Raw genomic sequence first — 18160 nt, 5'->3', positions numbered from 1 at the left:
AAAGAAACATCAAACAAAAAATAAATACTAATTATGATACCAAACCAATATTTAAAACCTTCTAACTTGAACAAGTTTAAAAGTAAATTGATTTTTGAAAACATCAATAAATCAATATGTCATAGCCTGTTTTTAATAATACCGCTTATTCTTTTTTCATGTAAAGAAAAACAGGAAAAAGTAAAAAGCACAGAAAAAAGGCCCAATATTGTCTTCGTTATTACAGACGACCAAGGTTATGGTGATTTGGGGCATACAGGGAATACCATTATTAAAACACCTGCTATAGATAAATTTTCTACAGAGTCAGTAAACCTTACCAATTACCACGTAGGAACTACCTGTGCCCCAACAAGAGCAGGTTTATTAACAGGAAGAAATTGTAATAGAAATGGCGTTTGGCATACCATTATGGGAGCATCTATGCTAAATAGAGAAGAAACCACCATTGCGAATGTGCTACAAGATAATAGCTATAAAACAGGTATGTTTGGTAAATGGCATTTAGGAGATAACAGCCCATTTCATCCGCATGAACGAGGTTTTGACGAAGCTTTTTATCATGGTGGTGGCGGTGTTGGGCAAACTCCAGATTATTGGAATAATGATTATTTTGACGATTCTTATTTTAGAAACGGAACCCCAGAAAAAAAAGAAGGCTATTGTACGGACGTTTGGTTTGATGAAGCCTTAAGTTTTATAGAAGATAAAAAAGACGCACCTTTCTTTTGTTATTTAAGTTTAAATGCCCCCCACGGGCCTTATAACCTTCCAAAGGAATACTATGATTTATATAAAGACGAAACTCGTATCGAGGAAACTCAAAAGCGTTTTTATGGTATGATTACCAATATTGATGACAATTTCTCTAAGTTGTTGAAAAAATTAGAAACTTTAGGAATAGCCGAAAACACCATTGTAGTTTTTACTACAGATAATGGTACCGCAAGAGGATATAAAGTCAATGATAAAACCAATCAAGTATTTGGTTACAACGCCGGTATGCGAGGTACAAAAGGAAGTGAGTATGATGGTGGACATAGAGTGCCTTTTATCATCAGATGGCCAGATGGCGGGCTCACAGGAGGTAAGAGTTTGAATGATTTAACTGCTCATGTAGATATTTTGCCAACATTTGTTTCACTAACTCAGCAAAAATTTGTACCAGAAAAAACTATGGATGGTACGGATATTAGTGATTATCTTTTAGGTGAATCTGAAGCACCTGATAGGTATTTGGTAACGGATACACAACGTATTCCCTGGCCCGAAAAAGGAAAAAACAGTTGTGTTATGGATGACAACTGGCGTTTAATAAAAGGAAAAGAACTTTACAATATCACAGAGGATCCAGGACAAACCACTAATTTAGCTGATAAATTTCCAGAAAAGGTAGCAGAAATGAATGCCTTTTACGAAACTTGGTGGGAAGATGTTATTAAAGAAACCAAATTTTCTGTGATAGATTTAGGAGTAAATGATATAGATGTAATTACTTGCCATGATGCCCGTACCGTAGATTATTATCCACCGTGGAACCAACAAATGATTCGCAAAGGAAAACCTATGGAACCCGCCCCATTTACAGTAAATTTTGTGAAAGCGGGTAAGTATCGATTTCATTTAAGAAGATGGCCTTCTGAAAGTGGTTTGGCACTTAGTGCAGCATTGAAAGATGGAAAACCAGAAACTCTTTATAAAGCTCCAATTGTCAATGGGAAATCTATGAAGTTTGCGAAAGCCCATTTAAAAATAGCTGATAACAATGTTGAAATTGATGTGGATAACAATGCTGAAGCAGCAGTGCTTGAAATGGAAGTTCCTCATGGCGAAACAGAACTTTTAGCCTATTTTGATATGGAAGACGGGACATCTTGTAATGCTTTCTATATTGATGTTGAAAAAATGAATTAAAAGTAAATAAAAAATATCGAACGTCTTAAAGTTACTATGTAGTATTTGAAAAGGGTACGTCAAAAAATAAGTTCAAAATAGTTTTAATAAAAAATATGAATTATGAGTAAGAATTTTAAATTGTATGTAGTTGTATTTGTTTTTTTTCTAGTTCTTGGGAATTGCAAAAGTGTAGTAAAATCAACTAAAGAAGAAAAGCGTCCAAATTTTTTATTTGTTTTAGTCGATGATCAGTCACCATTTGATTTACAGGTATATGATCCAGAATCCATTTTAGAAACACCAAATATTAGTAAGTTGGCCCAAGATGGTTTGGTTTTAGAAAACGCCTACCATATGGGATCCTGGGCAGGTGCTGTTTGTACACCATCTCGCCATATGATTATGAGCGGACGCACACTCTGGCATTTGCCTTCTTTCGGAAATGCCTTTAAAAATCCCAACGCTCCAGATAGTCTAGAAAAGCACACGATGGGAGCTGTTTTTAATAGAGCGGGCTATAAAACTATGCGAACCTGTAAAAGGGGCAATTCGTATGATGCCGCAAATGAGCAGTTTACAGAGGTATATGATGCCACAAAACGAGGAGGTACAGAAGAAACAGGTAGTGCCTGGCATTCAAAAAAAGTGTTGAGTTATTTAGATAAACGTAAAAGTGCTCAAGAGAAAGACCCATTTTTAATTTACTTCGGCTTTTCCCATCCTCACGATGTACGTAATGGTACACCTGAGCTTCTCGCTAAATACGGAGCTACAAACCATAGGAACAAATCTAGCCTTCCTCCAGTAAATTCCCAACAACCACCATTACAGGACAATTATCTTTCTGAACATCCATTTTTTCATGGCCATCCAGAATTAAGGGATGAGGAAAGAGTAAGTGGTGTATGGAAAAATAGAGATGAGCAAACCGTTCGTAATGAGTTAGGACGGGAATATGCCTGTTCCGAAAACATAGACATTCAAATAGGTAAAGTGCTTCAAAAGCTTGAAGAGATGGGAGAATTGGATAACACATACATTATATACACTTCAGACCATGGGATGGCTATAGGAAGACACGGATTAATGGGAAAACAAAACTTATACGAGCATACGTGGCGTGTACCCTTCATCATTAAAGGCCCAGGAATAAAAGGAGGAAAGCGAATAAAAGGGAATTCTTATCTATTAGACATATTACCTACACTTTGTGATTTGGCAGGAATTCCAACACCTGAAACTGTTGAGGGAACTAGTTTAAAACCCCTATTAGATGGTAAAAAAGAGATAGTGAGAGATGTTGTGTACGGTGTTTATTCTGGAGGAACAAAACCAGGAATGCGTAGTGTAAAAAAAGGAGATTGGAAACTGATAAAGTATGATGTTATGGATGGTAAAATAAGAGAAACACAATTGTTTAATCTTGCCGAAAACCCCAATGAATATCTTTCTGAACATCAGAAATCAGGGGAAATGGAAACTAATTTGGCAGATAATCCAAAATATGCAGATAAACTTGCAGAGATGGAGGCTTTATTATTAGAACAAATGCAACAGCACGACGACCCATACCGCCTTTGGAATCAGAGTTAATGGTGGCTTTTAAATTTTGTATCGTTTATAAATAAACATGATGCGTAAAAAAACTTTTGAAATAATAGGACAAAAACATTTGCTTTTACTTATTTGTATAGTAAGTACAAGTGTTTATTCTCAAAACATTATAAAAAATAGTAGTTTTGAAGATGGCAATACCTATTGGCAATCAAAGGGAGATTCCATAGAAAGGCATCGTAAAACGATATTAAATATACAACCCGTTCAAGGAGACTATTATGCGGAATTAGCAAACAATAAAGGCTATAAACTATTTCAATCAGTACCAGTTAAAAAAGGTGCATATTATCAAGTATCATTTTATACACAGGCAAGGCCAAAAGTACCAGAACGCGAAAGTAATTTTACTTTTACTGTGAATGAAAATGAGTTAATTGCAAAATTAGAGCCCATACATAATATATGGCAGCAGTATAGGTATGTTATTAAGGCTACAAGTACAGAACTTACAATTTCTTTTGAAAACTCTTATTATGGGGCTGAAGGTATTGGTGTCATGATAGATTATGTTGAAGTTAAAGAATTAAAACAATCTGATTTTATCTCAATATTTGATGGTGAAACTTTAGATGGTTGGAAAGTTTATGGAAATCCTTCAGATTTGGAAAAAAACTATTGGACTGTAGATAATGAAAGTATTTTATGCAATACTATGGGCGACAAAAACCATGGTGCTGTATGGTTATTTTATGAGGAAGAATTGAATGATTTTGAACTGAAACTTAAATTTCAAGCCTATAGGGATAGTCCTGGAAATAGTGGATTGCAAGTGCGAAGCAGGTTTTATGAAGGAGGCGATATAGATGGCCCCCAATTTGATATTCACCCACCAGCACCATTTCGTACGGCCTTACTTTATGATGAAACCGATGGTTATAATAGGTGGATATATCCCAGTATGCCTAGTCCAGCACTAAAACCAGAAGCGGCAAATAATAATTCATCTTTTTATTATGCAGATGATAATCCTTCTTGGAACGAACTTCATATTATTTGCAGAGGCACTATCATACAATCTTTTTTAAATGGTGTTTTAGTTACTGATTTTGATGGAGCTGGGATATTGGATGATGCTATTCACCAAGAACAACATGTAGGGATGTCTGGTAAAATTGCATTGCAAGTGCATGCTAAAAACGAATTAAAAATAAGGTTTAAAGATATTCAACTAAAAAAGTTAAACTAAATGAGACATTTTAAAAGAAACAGTATCGTTTTTGGAATCATATTTATGATGACTATGTGTTTTCAGGCTCAAAATCGATATTATGATTATAAAGTTAGAAACCCCGAGGGGAAAGTTCATATCCTATATATGGCTGGTGGTAATTGGCATGACCATTTGAGAGTAGCATCAGTACTTAGAAGATTTTTAGAAATAAGACATGAATATCATATTACATATTCAGAAGATTTTGATGTATTTACTAGACCATTGGACGCCTATGATGTTATCATAATGAATGGTATGCCAACCCATTTTTCTGATAAACAGATGGAAGGGTTTAAGAAAGCAGTTGAGCAAGGCAAACCACTTTTAGGGCTTCATTCCGCTACAGCTGCGTTAAAGAAAGACAAGGAACATTTGCCAATGTATACTGAGATTATTGGAGCGGTTTTTAAAACACATCCTACAATTCATACATTTCCAGTAGTAATAAAAAAACAAGATCACCCAATAACTAAAAATATTGGAGACTTTGAAATTTATGATGAAATGTATTTTTATAGTAAAGAAGCCGAAGGCTCTACAGTACTCATTGAAGCCGAAGATAAAGGTCAAAAAACACCCATAGCTTGGACGAGAAACTATGGAAAAGGGAAAGTGTTTTATACTTCATTAGGTCATGGTGTAGAGGCAGCAACCAATCGTTATTTCCAGCAATTAGTATTAAATGCTTTAATTTGGTTGGTAGAAGATACTAAACAATAAAACCTATGAATAGTTGTTCTTTTAAGAGTTTTATAATTACTGTTGTGATGTTGTTTTGCCATATCATAATTATAACGTCTCAAGTAGTAAAAGAGTCAACTCATCTTGATACAACTATCTCAGAAAAAATATCTGTATTAATTATTGATGGTTTTAGCAATCATAACTGGGTTACAAACACCAAATACCTACAAAAAATACTGGAATCCACAGGAAAATTTACTGTTTCGGTGAGTACATGTCCAAATCAAAAAGAAAATAAAACGGAATGGGAACATTGGAATCCTGATTTTAATGGATATTCAGTTCTTATACAGACCTGTAATAATGTATATAAAGAAGATCGTCTGCAGTGGCCAAATCACGTAAAACAATCTTTTGAAAAGTATGTGAATAAAGGTGGCGGAGTTTACATCTATCACGGTGCAACCAATGCTTTTAAAAATTGGGATGCTTACAATAAAATGATTGCTTTGGGATGGAGAGATAAAGAGTTTGGGGTAGCAGTAACTATTACTAATACAGAAGAGTTGGGTATTATTTCAAAAGGAGAAGGTGAAAATACAGGGCACGGACCGCGTAGAAATGCGCTAATAACCCAAATAGGCAACCATCCCATTCATGAAGGAATTCCAAAACAATGGAGAGCGGCCGATGTGGAAGTATACCGTTACACCAGAGGAACCACCAAAAATCTAGAGGTGTTATCATATGGCAAAGATGAAAAAACAGGATTGAATTTCCCTACAGAATGGACGGTGAAATTTGGTAAAGGTAAAGTGTATAGTTCAGTTTACGGGCATCTTTGGAAAAACCAAGAATGGCCACCAAGTATGCGTTGTGCTGCATTTCAACAAACAATGGTGAGAGCTTTACAATGGTTAAGTGGAAATGAAGTTGATAATTATGTGGAAGCTGATTTCCCTAATAGTAAAAGTACAGTTTTGAGATTACCTATTGAAGATTAGGACATCTTTTATTGTATAATAAACTTTATCACTTTCCGAGAGATACTATTTACTCGTTTTTGTAATACAGCTTTTTTTTAACTGATTTATATGCAACAATAAAATCAAATCAAACTTACTAATAATACTATTGCAATGCTGTTATTTATTTCCAATGTATTTTAGCTTTTTTTGTTTCTAAGTTTACCCAGATAGCCGCATGTTCAAAATCTCGTGTCAATTCCCAACCGCTAATTTTCATCTCATGCAAGGGTTTCCCTAAAGGCTTATCAAATTCAGGATACCAATCTATAGCACCATGTATAAAACGATACCCCCAATTGTATATAAAATATGAATTTTCTTGAGCTCCGGCTAAAAAAGAAGCTAGAGGAAAGGTGATGTTCTTTTTAGAAATTTTTTGCTTTTCTTTTAAAGGTTTCGCCATAAAGTCTTTGTCTATCCACGTATATCCTGGCCAGCCCTTAAATACTACTATTTTGCCCATTTTTCCAGCTTTTTCCATTTCCTGTATGTCTTTGAGCATACTTTCCTTGGAGTTGCTTTTGATGATGCCAAAATGCTCAATCATTACGGCATCTGTATGTTCAGGGAAATTATTTCCGGTATTAGTGTTCGGTGTGGAGCGAATTCCATTATAAACTATTAATTTATCATCTCCCAATGCCTTTCTTGTTTCTTTAATTAAATCTTTTAAGCCTTGTTGAATAGCATTATATTTTTCTTGACCCCAAAGCTCGGTATTGGCTTTACTGGCTACCTGAATAAAAGCGTCCATAAAAACGCCATCTGTAGCACCATTTACAATTTCTTTTTTTGCTGTTTCTACCCACCATTTACGAAGTTCTGAATTAGAAAGATCGTACCGTTTAATATGCTTATTTTTAAAATCCAGTTCACCATCTTTCTTTCTTAACCACCATTCTGGATGGTTATTGTAAACATTATGAGCTTTGTACATTGGATAATCTAAAAAAGCATTCCAATAGAAAATAACTTTTATATTGGGACTTAACTTTTTAAGTTTTTTTGCATCGTGCTTAATACCAGTTTCGGTGTTTTTATATGTTGGAAGACCATGTCCTTTTTCTAAAACAATAAAGTTTGAATGGGAGGCAATAAATTTTGCTTCATCATTGGTCAATGCTCCTTTTTTTCCAAAATGAAATGCTATAGGAACCTTAGTCCAACTAAATTTTGGGTATTTTTTGTCTGTTTGTGCAATTGATTGATGGCAGATAACTAAAATTAAAATAGTAATAAAAATTTTGGAATAAATTTTTTTCATGATGAATAAATAATCCCCGAAGTAGTGCTTCGAGGAATTTTATAGTTCAATTACATAACAGGTTTTAATAGCATTGATTTTAAACTTGAGGTTTTTTTATTACCATCAACCAATGATACAGAGATGGTATGTTTCCCAGGTTTTTTAAATTCAAGTATTCCCATATTATAATTCACGTATTTTTCAGTAGCTGCTTGTTGATTTTGAACGTTTACGTCTTCATCTGTTGATATTTTCCATACCAACCTGCCATCTCCTTTATAACAAAGATCTACATAATAATACCCAGCTTCTTGAACATTTACATCCCAACTTAGGGTACCGTTTTCTTCCCAGTTACTAACTTGAAGCGCGTGTTTCCATTCGCCAAATTTTTCCATCCAGCGTATTTTTTTGTGTTTGGCATTCGTAACATCTCCCAATTCTGCTAAAAGTGTAATGTTAATGTTCGGGTAGACACCAAGTCCTTTTTTAACGATGGTTTCTTTCGCTTTATTTTTCATTTTTAGTTCAATCACTGTTGCAGGCTGTTCAGGTTTTTTGTAAGGAAGGTTAAATACTACCCAGTCTGATTCTTTGGTAAAAGTTATAGCATTGTTTAAATCCTTATTTAGGATAGTAGCAGTTTCTATCTCACTTTCTAAGCCAGGTAAATACAATTTGCCATCAGAAGGCCAATCAAATACAGAGAGAAATAAAGAATTTCCTTTGGTTGTTACGTCACCCCATGGTAACGCATATCCCCATGGGGAAGAACCCGCTCCATATACCACCTGCGGATATTGTTGTATCCATTCTCCAGCTTCTTCCAAAAATTGAGCTCCTATTTCAGGGATTTCACCTTTGCCTGTTGGACCTACGTTAAATAAATAAGAACCACCTCTGGCAACTGTTGAAACAAGCCTGTTTAATATTTCTTTAGGGTTTTTAAAATTATTATCGTACCATGCATAAGACCAAGAATCGTTATTGGTATCACAAGTTTCCCATAACCCTTCAATATTTTTTGTTGGTACTTCCATATCGCCATTACTGGAATAATCTCCTAAACCATGGCCAACTCTACTACACATCATGGCATTGGGTTGTAATTCATTAACCAACTCAACCAACTCAACAACATACTCTTTTTTCATATTGCCAGGAGTATCAAACCAAACAAAATCAATTTGCCCATAGTTGGTACAGATTTCTCGAACCTGAGGTTTGCACTTGGTATAAAAATATTCTTTAAATGAAGCATCTTTTCCTTTAGCGTCAACTTTAGGGCCACCGTTCCCGCCAGGAGCTGTCCAGTCTTGATTATGCGAATAATAGAAACCAAAGCCCAACCCTAATTCATGACATGCGTCTGACAATTCATGCATGGGATCTCTTGCAAAAGGTGTAGCATCCACAATGTTAAAATCACTGGCTTCAGAGTCAAACATAGCAAAACCATCGTGATGCTTACTGGTGATAATTATGTATTTCATACCCGCATCTTTTGCTAATTTTGCTATTTTTTTAGCATCAAAATTTACCGGATTAAATTCTTTGGCAACTTGCTTATACTCTTTAGGAGGAATACCAGCTACTCTTGGGTTCATAATCCATTCACCAATACCATAATAGGTTTTATCTTTCCATTGACCCGCTAGTTTTGAATAGAGCCCCCAGTGAATAAACATTCCAAAATTGCCTTCGTCAAAAAGTTTACCTTTTCCTTTTTTTAAAGCATCTATTGAAACGTCATTGCTTCCCCACATCTTATCCATGGATTCTTTTTTGTCTTGTGCCAAAACACTAACCGTTAAAGCAAGTGACAACATTATAAGGGTAAGACGTTTATGTGAATTAGTCATATATATTGTTTTAGTATTTAATAAATTTTAACTTAGTTTCTATTTTCAAATATTATAAAGGCTCATAGAAATTATATGTCTATAAGCCTTTCCTTTATTTTATAAACTCTAAAAGGTAAAAGTTACAATGAGTATATTGTTCCTAAAACACTTTTTTATTTTTTATTTCAGTGTTATTTAGCAACAGCAGTTGTATTACTAGTAACCTTCATTTTGATACCAATCGTTTTCAGCATTTAATTCCATTTCTGTTTGTGGTATTGGCCACAACCATTCATGATCTGGGTATGGAGTTCTATTATTAAGATATTGTGCAAAAGCATTTACCCAGGGTGTTAAAGAACCTTGTTCTACATCCCAATTAAGATTAATGTCAGTTGTTTCTTGAACTAACCTATTCGTTCTCATAAGGTCGAATTTACGTTTAAATTCTGCATTTAATTCTACGCGTCTTTCTTGCCAAACAGCTTTTCTAAAATCGTCTTGAGATAAACCATCTAAAGGTAATAAACCAGCCCTAGTTCTAATTTCATTAAGTGCTGCATAAGCTTCTGCGTTTGGTCCCCCATCAGCTTCGTTTTGTGCTTCTGCATAAATTAATAAAGCATCTGCGTATCTGTACAATATAAGATTCGCAGTAGTAAATTGGAAATTCGTTTCAGCTCCTCCAAGATAATATTCAATATCGATTAATTTTCTAAATGTTGGTCGGCATAGTATTGTTCTTGGTGCAAATTCACTAATAACATCCTCATATCTTGTCATTAAACTAAAATCACGTCTTAGGTCACCCTCTTCAAAAGCATCCCAAAGATCGGGGGTAACTAAATAAGCACCTGAAAGATTCAGTCTAGGACCAGGAGGAGTAAAAGCCATTTGTGCAACGGTTAGGTCAATACTATCAGACTCTAATAAAGGTCTATTCGCTTGAGTTCCCCAATAACCAACACCATTTCTTGCTGAGTTAGATTCACGACTATACCAACTTCCTAAGCCTGCAACTTTTATATAAGATATCTCGAACATAGATTCTGCAGTAAATGGAGATCTATAATCCCATGCTCTTCCAAATGCAGGAATTACACTTGTACCTTCAACTAGTTCTTCTGTATTTAGTGAATGTGGAGAGTTGTCTATAATATCTTTAGCCTTATCTCTTGCTAACGCCCAGTTTATAGGGTCTCCTTGAACAAATTCACCTTGGGAGGTTCTTCTCCAACCTGCACGCATCATATAAACTTCTGCTAAAATAACTTTTGCAGTCCATTTAGTAATATGACCATCGGTATGTAAGCCATCTCTACAATTTTCTTCTGCAAACAAAAGGTCTGGTATTATAATTTCGTCATAAATAATATCAACACTTGCTCTTTGCTTATTAAAATCTTCTTGAGTAGTAATTGCCTCAGTAATGATGGGTGCATCACCCCATAGTTTTACCAATTTATAGTAATAGAATGCTCTTAATGCTCTGGCTTCACCTAGAATTATATTTTTTTCGGTTTCGTCCATATCTATATTAGGAACAAATTGTAATACAGTATTAGCTCTTGTAATACCTGTCCACGGACCAGTATATAATTCTACAGAATTAACTTGCTCGAAAAGTCTATCAGATGGGCTTACTTGGTGAAGACCAATAGGGTTTGTAAAAGAATTCCCAGCAGTTCTAGATACTATATCATCTGTGTATGCATCTACAGTTCCCATCCATCGCTCATACATGGCATTTACTTTCTCGTAAACACCATCTACACCTGTTCTTGCATCACTAGCCGTTTGCCAAAAATTACTAGCTGAGACAAATATTGGTGGTTCTTCTTCAAGATAGTCTTCACACGATATACTCATTATAAAGGTAAAGAGCAACAAACTTATTTTAAATTTTGCTTTCATAATTTATACTTTTTAAAACTATATTAATTCTTAAAATTTCATATTTAATCCCATTCGTATAAGCCTTCTTGGGGGGCTATTACTCATATCGTGACCTAAACTAGTATTTCCTCTTCTGGCATTTACATCTGGAGTATATCCAGTATATTTTGTCCATATGGCTAAGTTAGAGCCTGATGCGTATAATCTTAGCGAGCTTATTTTTAATTTATCAGTAAGCTTTTTGTTGAATCTATAACTAAGCGTAACATTTTGTAGTCGAACAAAAGACCCATCTTCAAGATACCTGTCGCTGTAACGCGTACCACCAAGATTGGCAGTTGTACTTATTCGAGGATATACATCACTTGGATTTTCTGGAGTCCATCTATTATATGCGACAGCACTTGAATTATTAAGGCCAACAAAATTCAATAAGGCAATACTTGAGTGATTATGCACATCTTTACCTATCTGAGAGTCTACATACACACTAACGTCAAAATTCCCGAAAGAAAATGTGTTAGTAAGTCCTAATGATACATCAGGTTGTGCTCGACCAATAATTTGTCGATCTTCGTCAGTAATTACACCATCTCCATTTAAATCTTCATATAGCTGATCTCCAGGATGCGCTTGTACACCAGCACCATTACCTGCATCTATAAAAGGAAGCCCACCAGAATAACCATCCACAAAGTCATGCCCCACACCACGATTGGTGTTATAAAGGTCTATACGCTCTTGATTAGTGAGTCCTTGAAAACTTGCAAGATCGTCAAATTGTGCTATACCAGCTGTTTTGTAACCATAAAAAGCCCCTACTTCTTCACCTATAATTAAACGTTGTGTACCACCCGAAATAAATCCAGGATCCCAACCACTAAATGTAAAATCGGCTTTTAAATCTGTAATTATAGTTCGAGCTGTGGAAGCATTGGCATTTAAATTCCATTTGAACTTTTTACCTCTTATAATTTTAGCATCAACAGAAACCTCAAAACCTTTAGTATCTAAAGCTCCATTATTTTGAGTATATTCTGTAAAACCAGATTGCGCAGGTATACGTTGGCCTACAAATAAAAGATCATCAGTAATTTTATTGTAGTAATCTAAAGTAAGTGAAAATCTATTTTTAAACAAACCTAAATCTAGCCCTGCATCTATTTGTTTGGTAGTTTCCCAAAACAAATTTGCATTTGGTAATTGATTTTGGTAGTAAATTGGAGTAGTAGATTCGCCAAAAGGCGTAATACTTGCTTCATATTGATCAAGAGATTGATATGTACCAATAGTTTGGTTACCAGAACTACCATAAGTCACTCGAAATTTCATCTGTGAAATTGCATCAATATTTTTAATAAACTCTTCTTCTCCAAGTTTATAAGCAAATGCTGCTGAATTAAAAAATGACCATTTATTGTTAGCAGCAAATCTAGAAGACCCATCGAAACGACCAGTAAGCGTAAATAAATATTTATTGTTTAAAGCATAGTTTACTCTACCCAAAAATGCACTTAATATGTCTTTACTATAGGTAACTACATCGGGATCGTTAAATTCTGCAATACCTGGCTCATAATAAGTAAGTAAATCATTAGGGAATCCACTGTTTCTAACTCGAATACCTTCATTTACAGTTTCTTGTATTTCTTGCCCTAAAACGGCATTTATATTACTTTTCCCAAATTTTTTATTAAAGTTTAGGGTGTTTTCAATTGTTTCTCTAGTTCTACGAGTATCTTGCGTTCTAGCAACTCCATCACTATTCAATAAAACAGATTGGTAGTATCGTTGTGATGTATTTCTTTCTTGAAAGGAATACGATGTTTTAAAAAAAAGAGACTCTGTGAAATTATATCTTAAATCAACTTGTCCAACAAATTGTGATTGTAATGTGTTGTTTATAGTTCTTGTAATATCTTGTATTGGATTAGCAAAAGTTTCATCGTCTCCTAAATCGCCCTCACCTTGGTCTAGATTAATACCGCTTATTGGGTTAGCACGAATAGCTCTGTTAAATGCCCCTCCAGAACCACTAGCTACTCTAGTTGTTTGTTGACGAGAAAAACTAACATTAGCTGCTACACTTATTTTTTTAGATACATTAGCATTAATTCTAGCTCTGGTACTAACACGATTAAAGTCACTGCCTAAAACTGGACCACTGGTTTTTAAAAGTCCTCCAGAAAGATAGTACTTTACATCTTTAGTGCCACCACTAATACTAAGATTTGTATTAGATTGTGTTCCTGCTGTGGCAATAAGTTTTTGCCAATTATTGGTTTCTAGGTTACCAGCTAAAGCTTGTTCTTGTAAAAAATTTTCTTCGGCGTTAAGAGGGGTACCAGCATTTAGAACTCTTTCATTATTCATAATCTGCCATTGATTACCATCTAATAAATCTAAAAAGCGTTGCACGGTAGATATTCCAAAATCTTGTGTAACATTAACTACACCTTTACCTACTTTACCTTGTTTTGTAGTTATTAACACGACACCACTAGCACCACGCGAACCATAAATTGAAGTAGCAGAAGCGTCTTTTAAAATTTCTATAGATTCAATATCTGATTGATTTAACATTGCTAGAGGACTCAGAGAAGCAGCAATTAAATTGGTTTCATTACCAGCTAACCCTGTTTCAAATGTATTTTCCATTTGTACACCATCTATAATGTATAGTGGTTGAGTATCATTTAAAGAACTAATTCCCCTTATTTGAATACTCACAGGACTTCCTGGTTCTCCAGAACTAGCAGTAACAACCACACCAGCAGCTCTACCCGCTAAAGCTTCTTCAAAATTTACCGCAGCTACATTTTCAATAGCTTCCGATTTAATTGTTGATACAGATCCTGTTAAATCACTCTTTTTAACGGAACCATAACCAATAACTACAATTTCATCTAAAGTTGTATCGTCATTAACAAGTGTTACATTAATTTTATTATTATTTCCTACTTTAACTTCTTTGGACTCTGTACCCAAATAAGCAAACACCAAAACATCTCCAGTTTTAGCATTTATATTATAGACTCCATCAAAATCTGTTGTAGTTCCTTTTGATGCACCTTTAATCAATACAGAAACACCTAACAAAGGTTGTCCTGTTTCGTCTACTACAGTTCCAGAAATGATTTTTTCTTGCGAAAAAAGATGAACAGATAGCGTAACGAGAAAAATAGTTAGAATTTTTTTCATACTTGATTTATTTTTAAGTTTGATTTTAGTTTTAAATCGTTAATTAATATTGGCTAAAATATAGTTTGTATCAAAAAACACCTTTCTTTATTCAACCAAATCTTTGCTTATTTTCATTTTTATTAAGGCTTTGCTCAATTAGAGCATCATTTTGATGAATAAGAGAAACTGGGTATTGCAGTTTGAATTTTTATTTGTTAAAATAGATGATATAATGAATTCTTTAATGATACTTTTTGGTTTAGGAATACTAAACCCTGTTGAATAACTATTTAACAGCATCATTCGATAAGAAAATAATCGTTAAATTAGTGGAACTCAATTTTTATTCCGAAGCTTCGGAAGCGAAGCAATGAATTAAAAATTGCTAGTTGAACCTGCCTATGCCGGCAGGCAGGCTAATCCCGCTTTTTTTTGCGGGATCTATGGGTTTTACCTGCCAGGCAGGCAGGTTGCCCGACGTTCTGGGTCGAAATAAAAAATAAATTTCTACTTGATACCTCGTACCCTTGGGTCGAGGTTTTTCATTTTAAAAACTGAATAATTTTGTAGAAGACGTATACTTACTAGAACTGAAACTAAATCTTAAATTGAAATATTTTAAAAAGGGAAACCCAAGACCTAAAATATTTAACACCTATGTTGTGTTTTTAAACTTAGTAAACATCCTAATAGTGTATTTGTAAAAAAGTAAAAGGTGATACATAAAATGATCACCCTTTTGCTTAAAAACTTAAAATGTATGGTTTATTGTTTTATTACTTTTATAGTTCCAGAACCTGAATCTGTATGTATAGTTGCTAAATATAATCCTGATTTTAAATCACTAATGTCATATTTATTGGTTACTGACTCTAGCGTTTTAACCAATTGACCAGTAATACTAAATATCTTTACATTATTTACATTTATTTTTGAGTTCAATTCAAAACGATCTGTTGCTGGGTTCGGATATAACTGTATACCATTTTTAGCAATAAAGTCTTTAGTCGATAATGTAACATCAGTATTTCTAACTCTAATATTTTGGACTCTTATTTGAAATGTATTAGCAGCTGTTGATGCAGGATTTCCATAAGAAAAAACATCAATTTTGATAGGTTTTGATGTTCCATTGGTAAAAGTTGTAGCTATAGGTAATAACCATGGTTTGAATGTAGTTGTAGATGTAGCATCGTAATATTGTGAGTTTGCGTCAAGATTATCAAATACAGTTGCAACACCATCCACAGTAATTGTAACTTTGGGTGAAGATCCTTCTCTTTGTCTTACTTCAAAAAACATTTCTGCATTTATATCTGCTGTAGATTGTAAAGTTAATTCAAGATAACTTTGACCTTCTGTGGTCGCATTATTAAACTGCTCATAAGTACCATTAAAGTTGGGTTGAGCAATAGCAGTTTTCGTGTAATCGACATCTCTTAATATATTAATATATGTAACACCAGGTTCTGGATCTGTATCCGTAGGTGTAGCGTCATTTGTACCAAAGCTGTATCTTTGCTCATAAAGATCAGGGTTTACGGTTACTACTCCTATTTGGGCAGATACTGCTAAGGAGATAGAAACAAAAGCGATTAATGAAAGTAATTGTTTTTTCATAATAATTTAAATTTTAGATTAATTAATTATAATTTCATTGCCGAAAATAGCAAGGTTTTATTTTTCTTTGTTGCTTCTTTCAACCAATATTTTGCTCTTTTTCTCCATTTGTATTTTCTATATACTTGTGAGAGGTATAGATAGGAGTAAATAAGTATAGTAATTTCTTTACAATTTAATTTTTTTTAAAAGCAAACAGACTATTATTATAATTGATTGAAATATTTTTATATATGAAAATCAGTATTTGAGCAATAAGATGATTGGTATGAAGATTACTTAATACGTTTGAAAATTTAAGTTTTTAGTTATCTGGCATAAAATCATTGGATAGAAAAATATTGCCGATGACATTTTATATAGAATTATAAACTCTGCTAATTGAATTAATATTAAATTGATGGCATTAGAAAAATAAAGAAAAATCACTAATTTTAAATCACAAATGAATCGAATTTAACGCTCGTTTTATCTTGCTCAGATTTAATCTGAAATAAGTGGTTCACTTTTAATGGATTATTCATATTGTCACTTTGCTCAATTAGAGCATGTTTTTGATTGATTAGAGAAAGTAACTGTTAGTGTTTGAAGTTATATTTGTTAAAATATAGTTTGCAATTAATTCTTTGTTTTCAACTTTGGCGCCTTTTAGTTAAGAAAAACTGAAACCTGTTGAATAATTATTTGACAGAATCATTCCACATAGAAAATAAAGCCTTTTTCTTAACAAAAAATAAATAGAATTATGAATTTTAGGCATTGTGCCATATTATTAATTTTAATAGTATCTGTAGCTTTATGTGAAGCTCAAAATGAAGATGGTTTATCTGAAACAAAAAAACGACCAGCGTTTTCTTGGGATAAAATGCCTTTATACATGCATCTTCGTAAAAATACGACCTTCACAAAAGATGAAATTCAATTTCTAGCAAAATATACGCTGATTACTTTCGAAAAAACGACTGGTAGTAGTGCATTCGGTTCAACAGAAAAAGGAACTATTGAAGCTGCAAAAGCAGTAAAAGCCATTAATCCCAAGTCAAAAATATTGTATTACAAAAATGTAGTCATTAATTGGGGAACCTACAAAGAGGATGAATTGTTTTTAAGTGAACATTCTAATGCGCTTCTCACTAATGATATAGGAGAAAAAGCATTAATGCCCAATGGCAGAACCGATTTTTTTGATATATCAGAGGGCTATGTTCATGATTATTGGGTAAACCATGTTAGTAAGGTGGCCAGTAACCCTTACGTTGATGGACTTTTTTTAGATGCTAATATCAAGGCACTGGTTCCTGGATTTTTTATTAGCAGAGTAGGTAAAGAAAAGCAACAGAAGCTTATGACTGGTTACCATATGATGATGGACCAATTAAAAACAAGATTAGGAAAAGATAATTTGCTAATTGCCAATATAATACGTGTTCGTCCTGAATTTCAAGATGAAGGAAGAACGTATTTAAAATATTTTGATGGCTCATATATTGAAGGTTTTGAACACGAAAATTTTGGAATGAGCTATGCAGATTATTTGGCTAAAGGTATTGAAGCCGTTCAAAAATCAGCAAGGGAAGGCAACGTGATTGCTATGTCATTGGGAATTGGTGAGGCACTAAAAAATGCTAATGCAGGTATAGATGATGCCCGAAAAAGTTTAAACGAAAATGATGATTTAACCAAACGATTAATTATTTGTTAGGCATTTTTTTAGTTTGTGCCGAAAAATACAGTTATGTCTATCCTCATGATGGTTATAATGTTAAAACGTCTGCTGTTTGGTTAAAAACATTTCCACAATACAAGAAAAAGTTAGGAAAACCTAAAGGCTATGCAGTGCGTGATGAATATATTTATACTAGATCTTTTGAGCATCTGGATGTATGGTTAGATATTGAGAATAAGAAAGCAAAATTAACTTGGAAATAATATA

12 protein-coding genes are annotated in these 18160 nt (G+C 33.8%); 7 read left to right on the top strand and 5 right to left on the bottom strand.

The window, feature by feature from the left end; translation table 11 throughout:
• Nucleotides 1-33: 33 nt before the first annotated feature.
• The 5 genes from Q0998_RS08395 (at nt 34) to Q0998_RS08375 (ending at nt 6414) form a co-directional block, all read left to right on the top strand.
• Nucleotides 34-1914, top strand: a complete 1881-nt coding sequence (locus Q0998_RS08395) for an arylsulfatase (RefSeq protein ID WP_299668831.1) — start codon at nt 34-36, stop codon at nt 1912-1914.
• Nucleotides 1915-2016: 102 nt separating this feature from the next.
• Nucleotides 2017-3489, top strand: a complete 1473-nt coding sequence (locus Q0998_RS08390; RefSeq protein ID WP_299668829.1) for a sulfatase-like hydrolase/transferase — start codon at nt 2017-2019, stop codon at nt 3487-3489.
• Between the two features lie 37 nt (nt 3490-3526).
• A complete protein-coding gene (locus Q0998_RS08385; protein WP_299668826.1) occupies nt 3527-4699 on the top strand; it encodes a family 16 glycoside hydrolase in 1173 nt (390 codons plus the stop codon).
• Nucleotides 4700-5446: a ThuA domain-containing protein gene (locus Q0998_RS08380; RefSeq protein ID WP_299668823.1), complete on the top strand. Its 747-nt coding sequence runs from the start codon at nt 4700-4702 to the stop codon at nt 5444-5446.
• A gap of 5 nt (nt 5447-5451) precedes the next feature.
• Nucleotides 5452-6414, top strand: coding sequence for a ThuA domain-containing protein (locus tag Q0998_RS08375; RefSeq protein ID WP_299668820.1), 963 nt, complete (start codon nt 5452-5454; stop codon nt 6412-6414).
• A gap of 145 nt (nt 6415-6559) precedes the next feature.
• On the opposite strand, the gene Q0998_RS08370 is transcribed toward Q0998_RS08375, so the two are convergent.
• The 5 genes from Q0998_RS08370 to Q0998_RS08350 form a co-directional block, all read right to left on the bottom strand.
• On the bottom strand, nt 6560-7702 hold the full coding sequence (locus Q0998_RS08370) for a putative glycoside hydrolase (protein ID WP_299668817.1): 1143 nt from the start codon (nt 7700-7702) through the stop codon (nt 6560-6562).
• Between the two features lie 50 nt (nt 7703-7752).
• The gene (locus Q0998_RS08365; protein WP_299668815.1) at nt 7753-9546 is read right to left on the bottom strand and encodes an alpha-L-fucosidase; all 1794 of its coding nucleotides are present in this window, start codon (nt 9544-9546) and stop codon (nt 7753-7755) included.
• Between the two features lie 198 nt (nt 9547-9744).
• Nucleotides 9745-11442, bottom strand: a complete 1698-nt coding sequence (locus Q0998_RS08360) for a RagB/SusD family nutrient uptake outer membrane protein (RefSeq protein WP_299668812.1) — start codon at nt 11440-11442, stop codon at nt 9745-9747.
• A 30-nt stretch (nt 11443-11472) separates the two neighbouring features.
• Entirely contained in the window at nt 11473-14625 is a 3153-nt protein-coding gene (locus Q0998_RS08355; protein WP_299668809.1) for a TonB-dependent receptor, read from the bottom strand.
• Between the two features lie 747 nt (nt 14626-15372).
• On the bottom strand, nt 15373-16227 hold the full coding sequence (locus Q0998_RS08350) for a T9SS type A sorting domain-containing protein (RefSeq protein ID WP_299668806.1): 855 nt from the start codon (nt 16225-16227) through the stop codon (nt 15373-15375).
• A gap of 745 nt (nt 16228-16972) precedes the next feature.
• On the opposite strand from Q0998_RS08350, the gene Q0998_RS08345 reads away from it, so the two are divergent.
• Entirely contained in the window at nt 16973-17929 is a 957-nt protein-coding gene (locus tag Q0998_RS08345) for a putative glycoside hydrolase (RefSeq protein ID WP_299668803.1), read from the top strand.
• A complete protein-coding gene (locus tag Q0998_RS08340; protein WP_299668800.1) occupies nt 17923-18156 on the top strand; it encodes a putative glycoside hydrolase in 234 nt (77 codons plus the stop codon). Before Q0998_RS08345 ends, Q0998_RS08340 begins: the two co-directional genes overlap by 7 nt.
• Nucleotides 18157-18160 lie beyond the last annotated feature (4 nt).

The sequence above is a fragment of the uncultured Polaribacter sp. genome (assembly GCF_947501385.1).
Taxonomy (GTDB): domain Bacteria; phylum Bacteroidota; class Bacteroidia; order Flavobacteriales; family Flavobacteriaceae; genus Polaribacter.
Note: the sequence above shows the minus strand (reverse complement) of the source record. Positions and strands in the feature narration are given on the sequence as shown.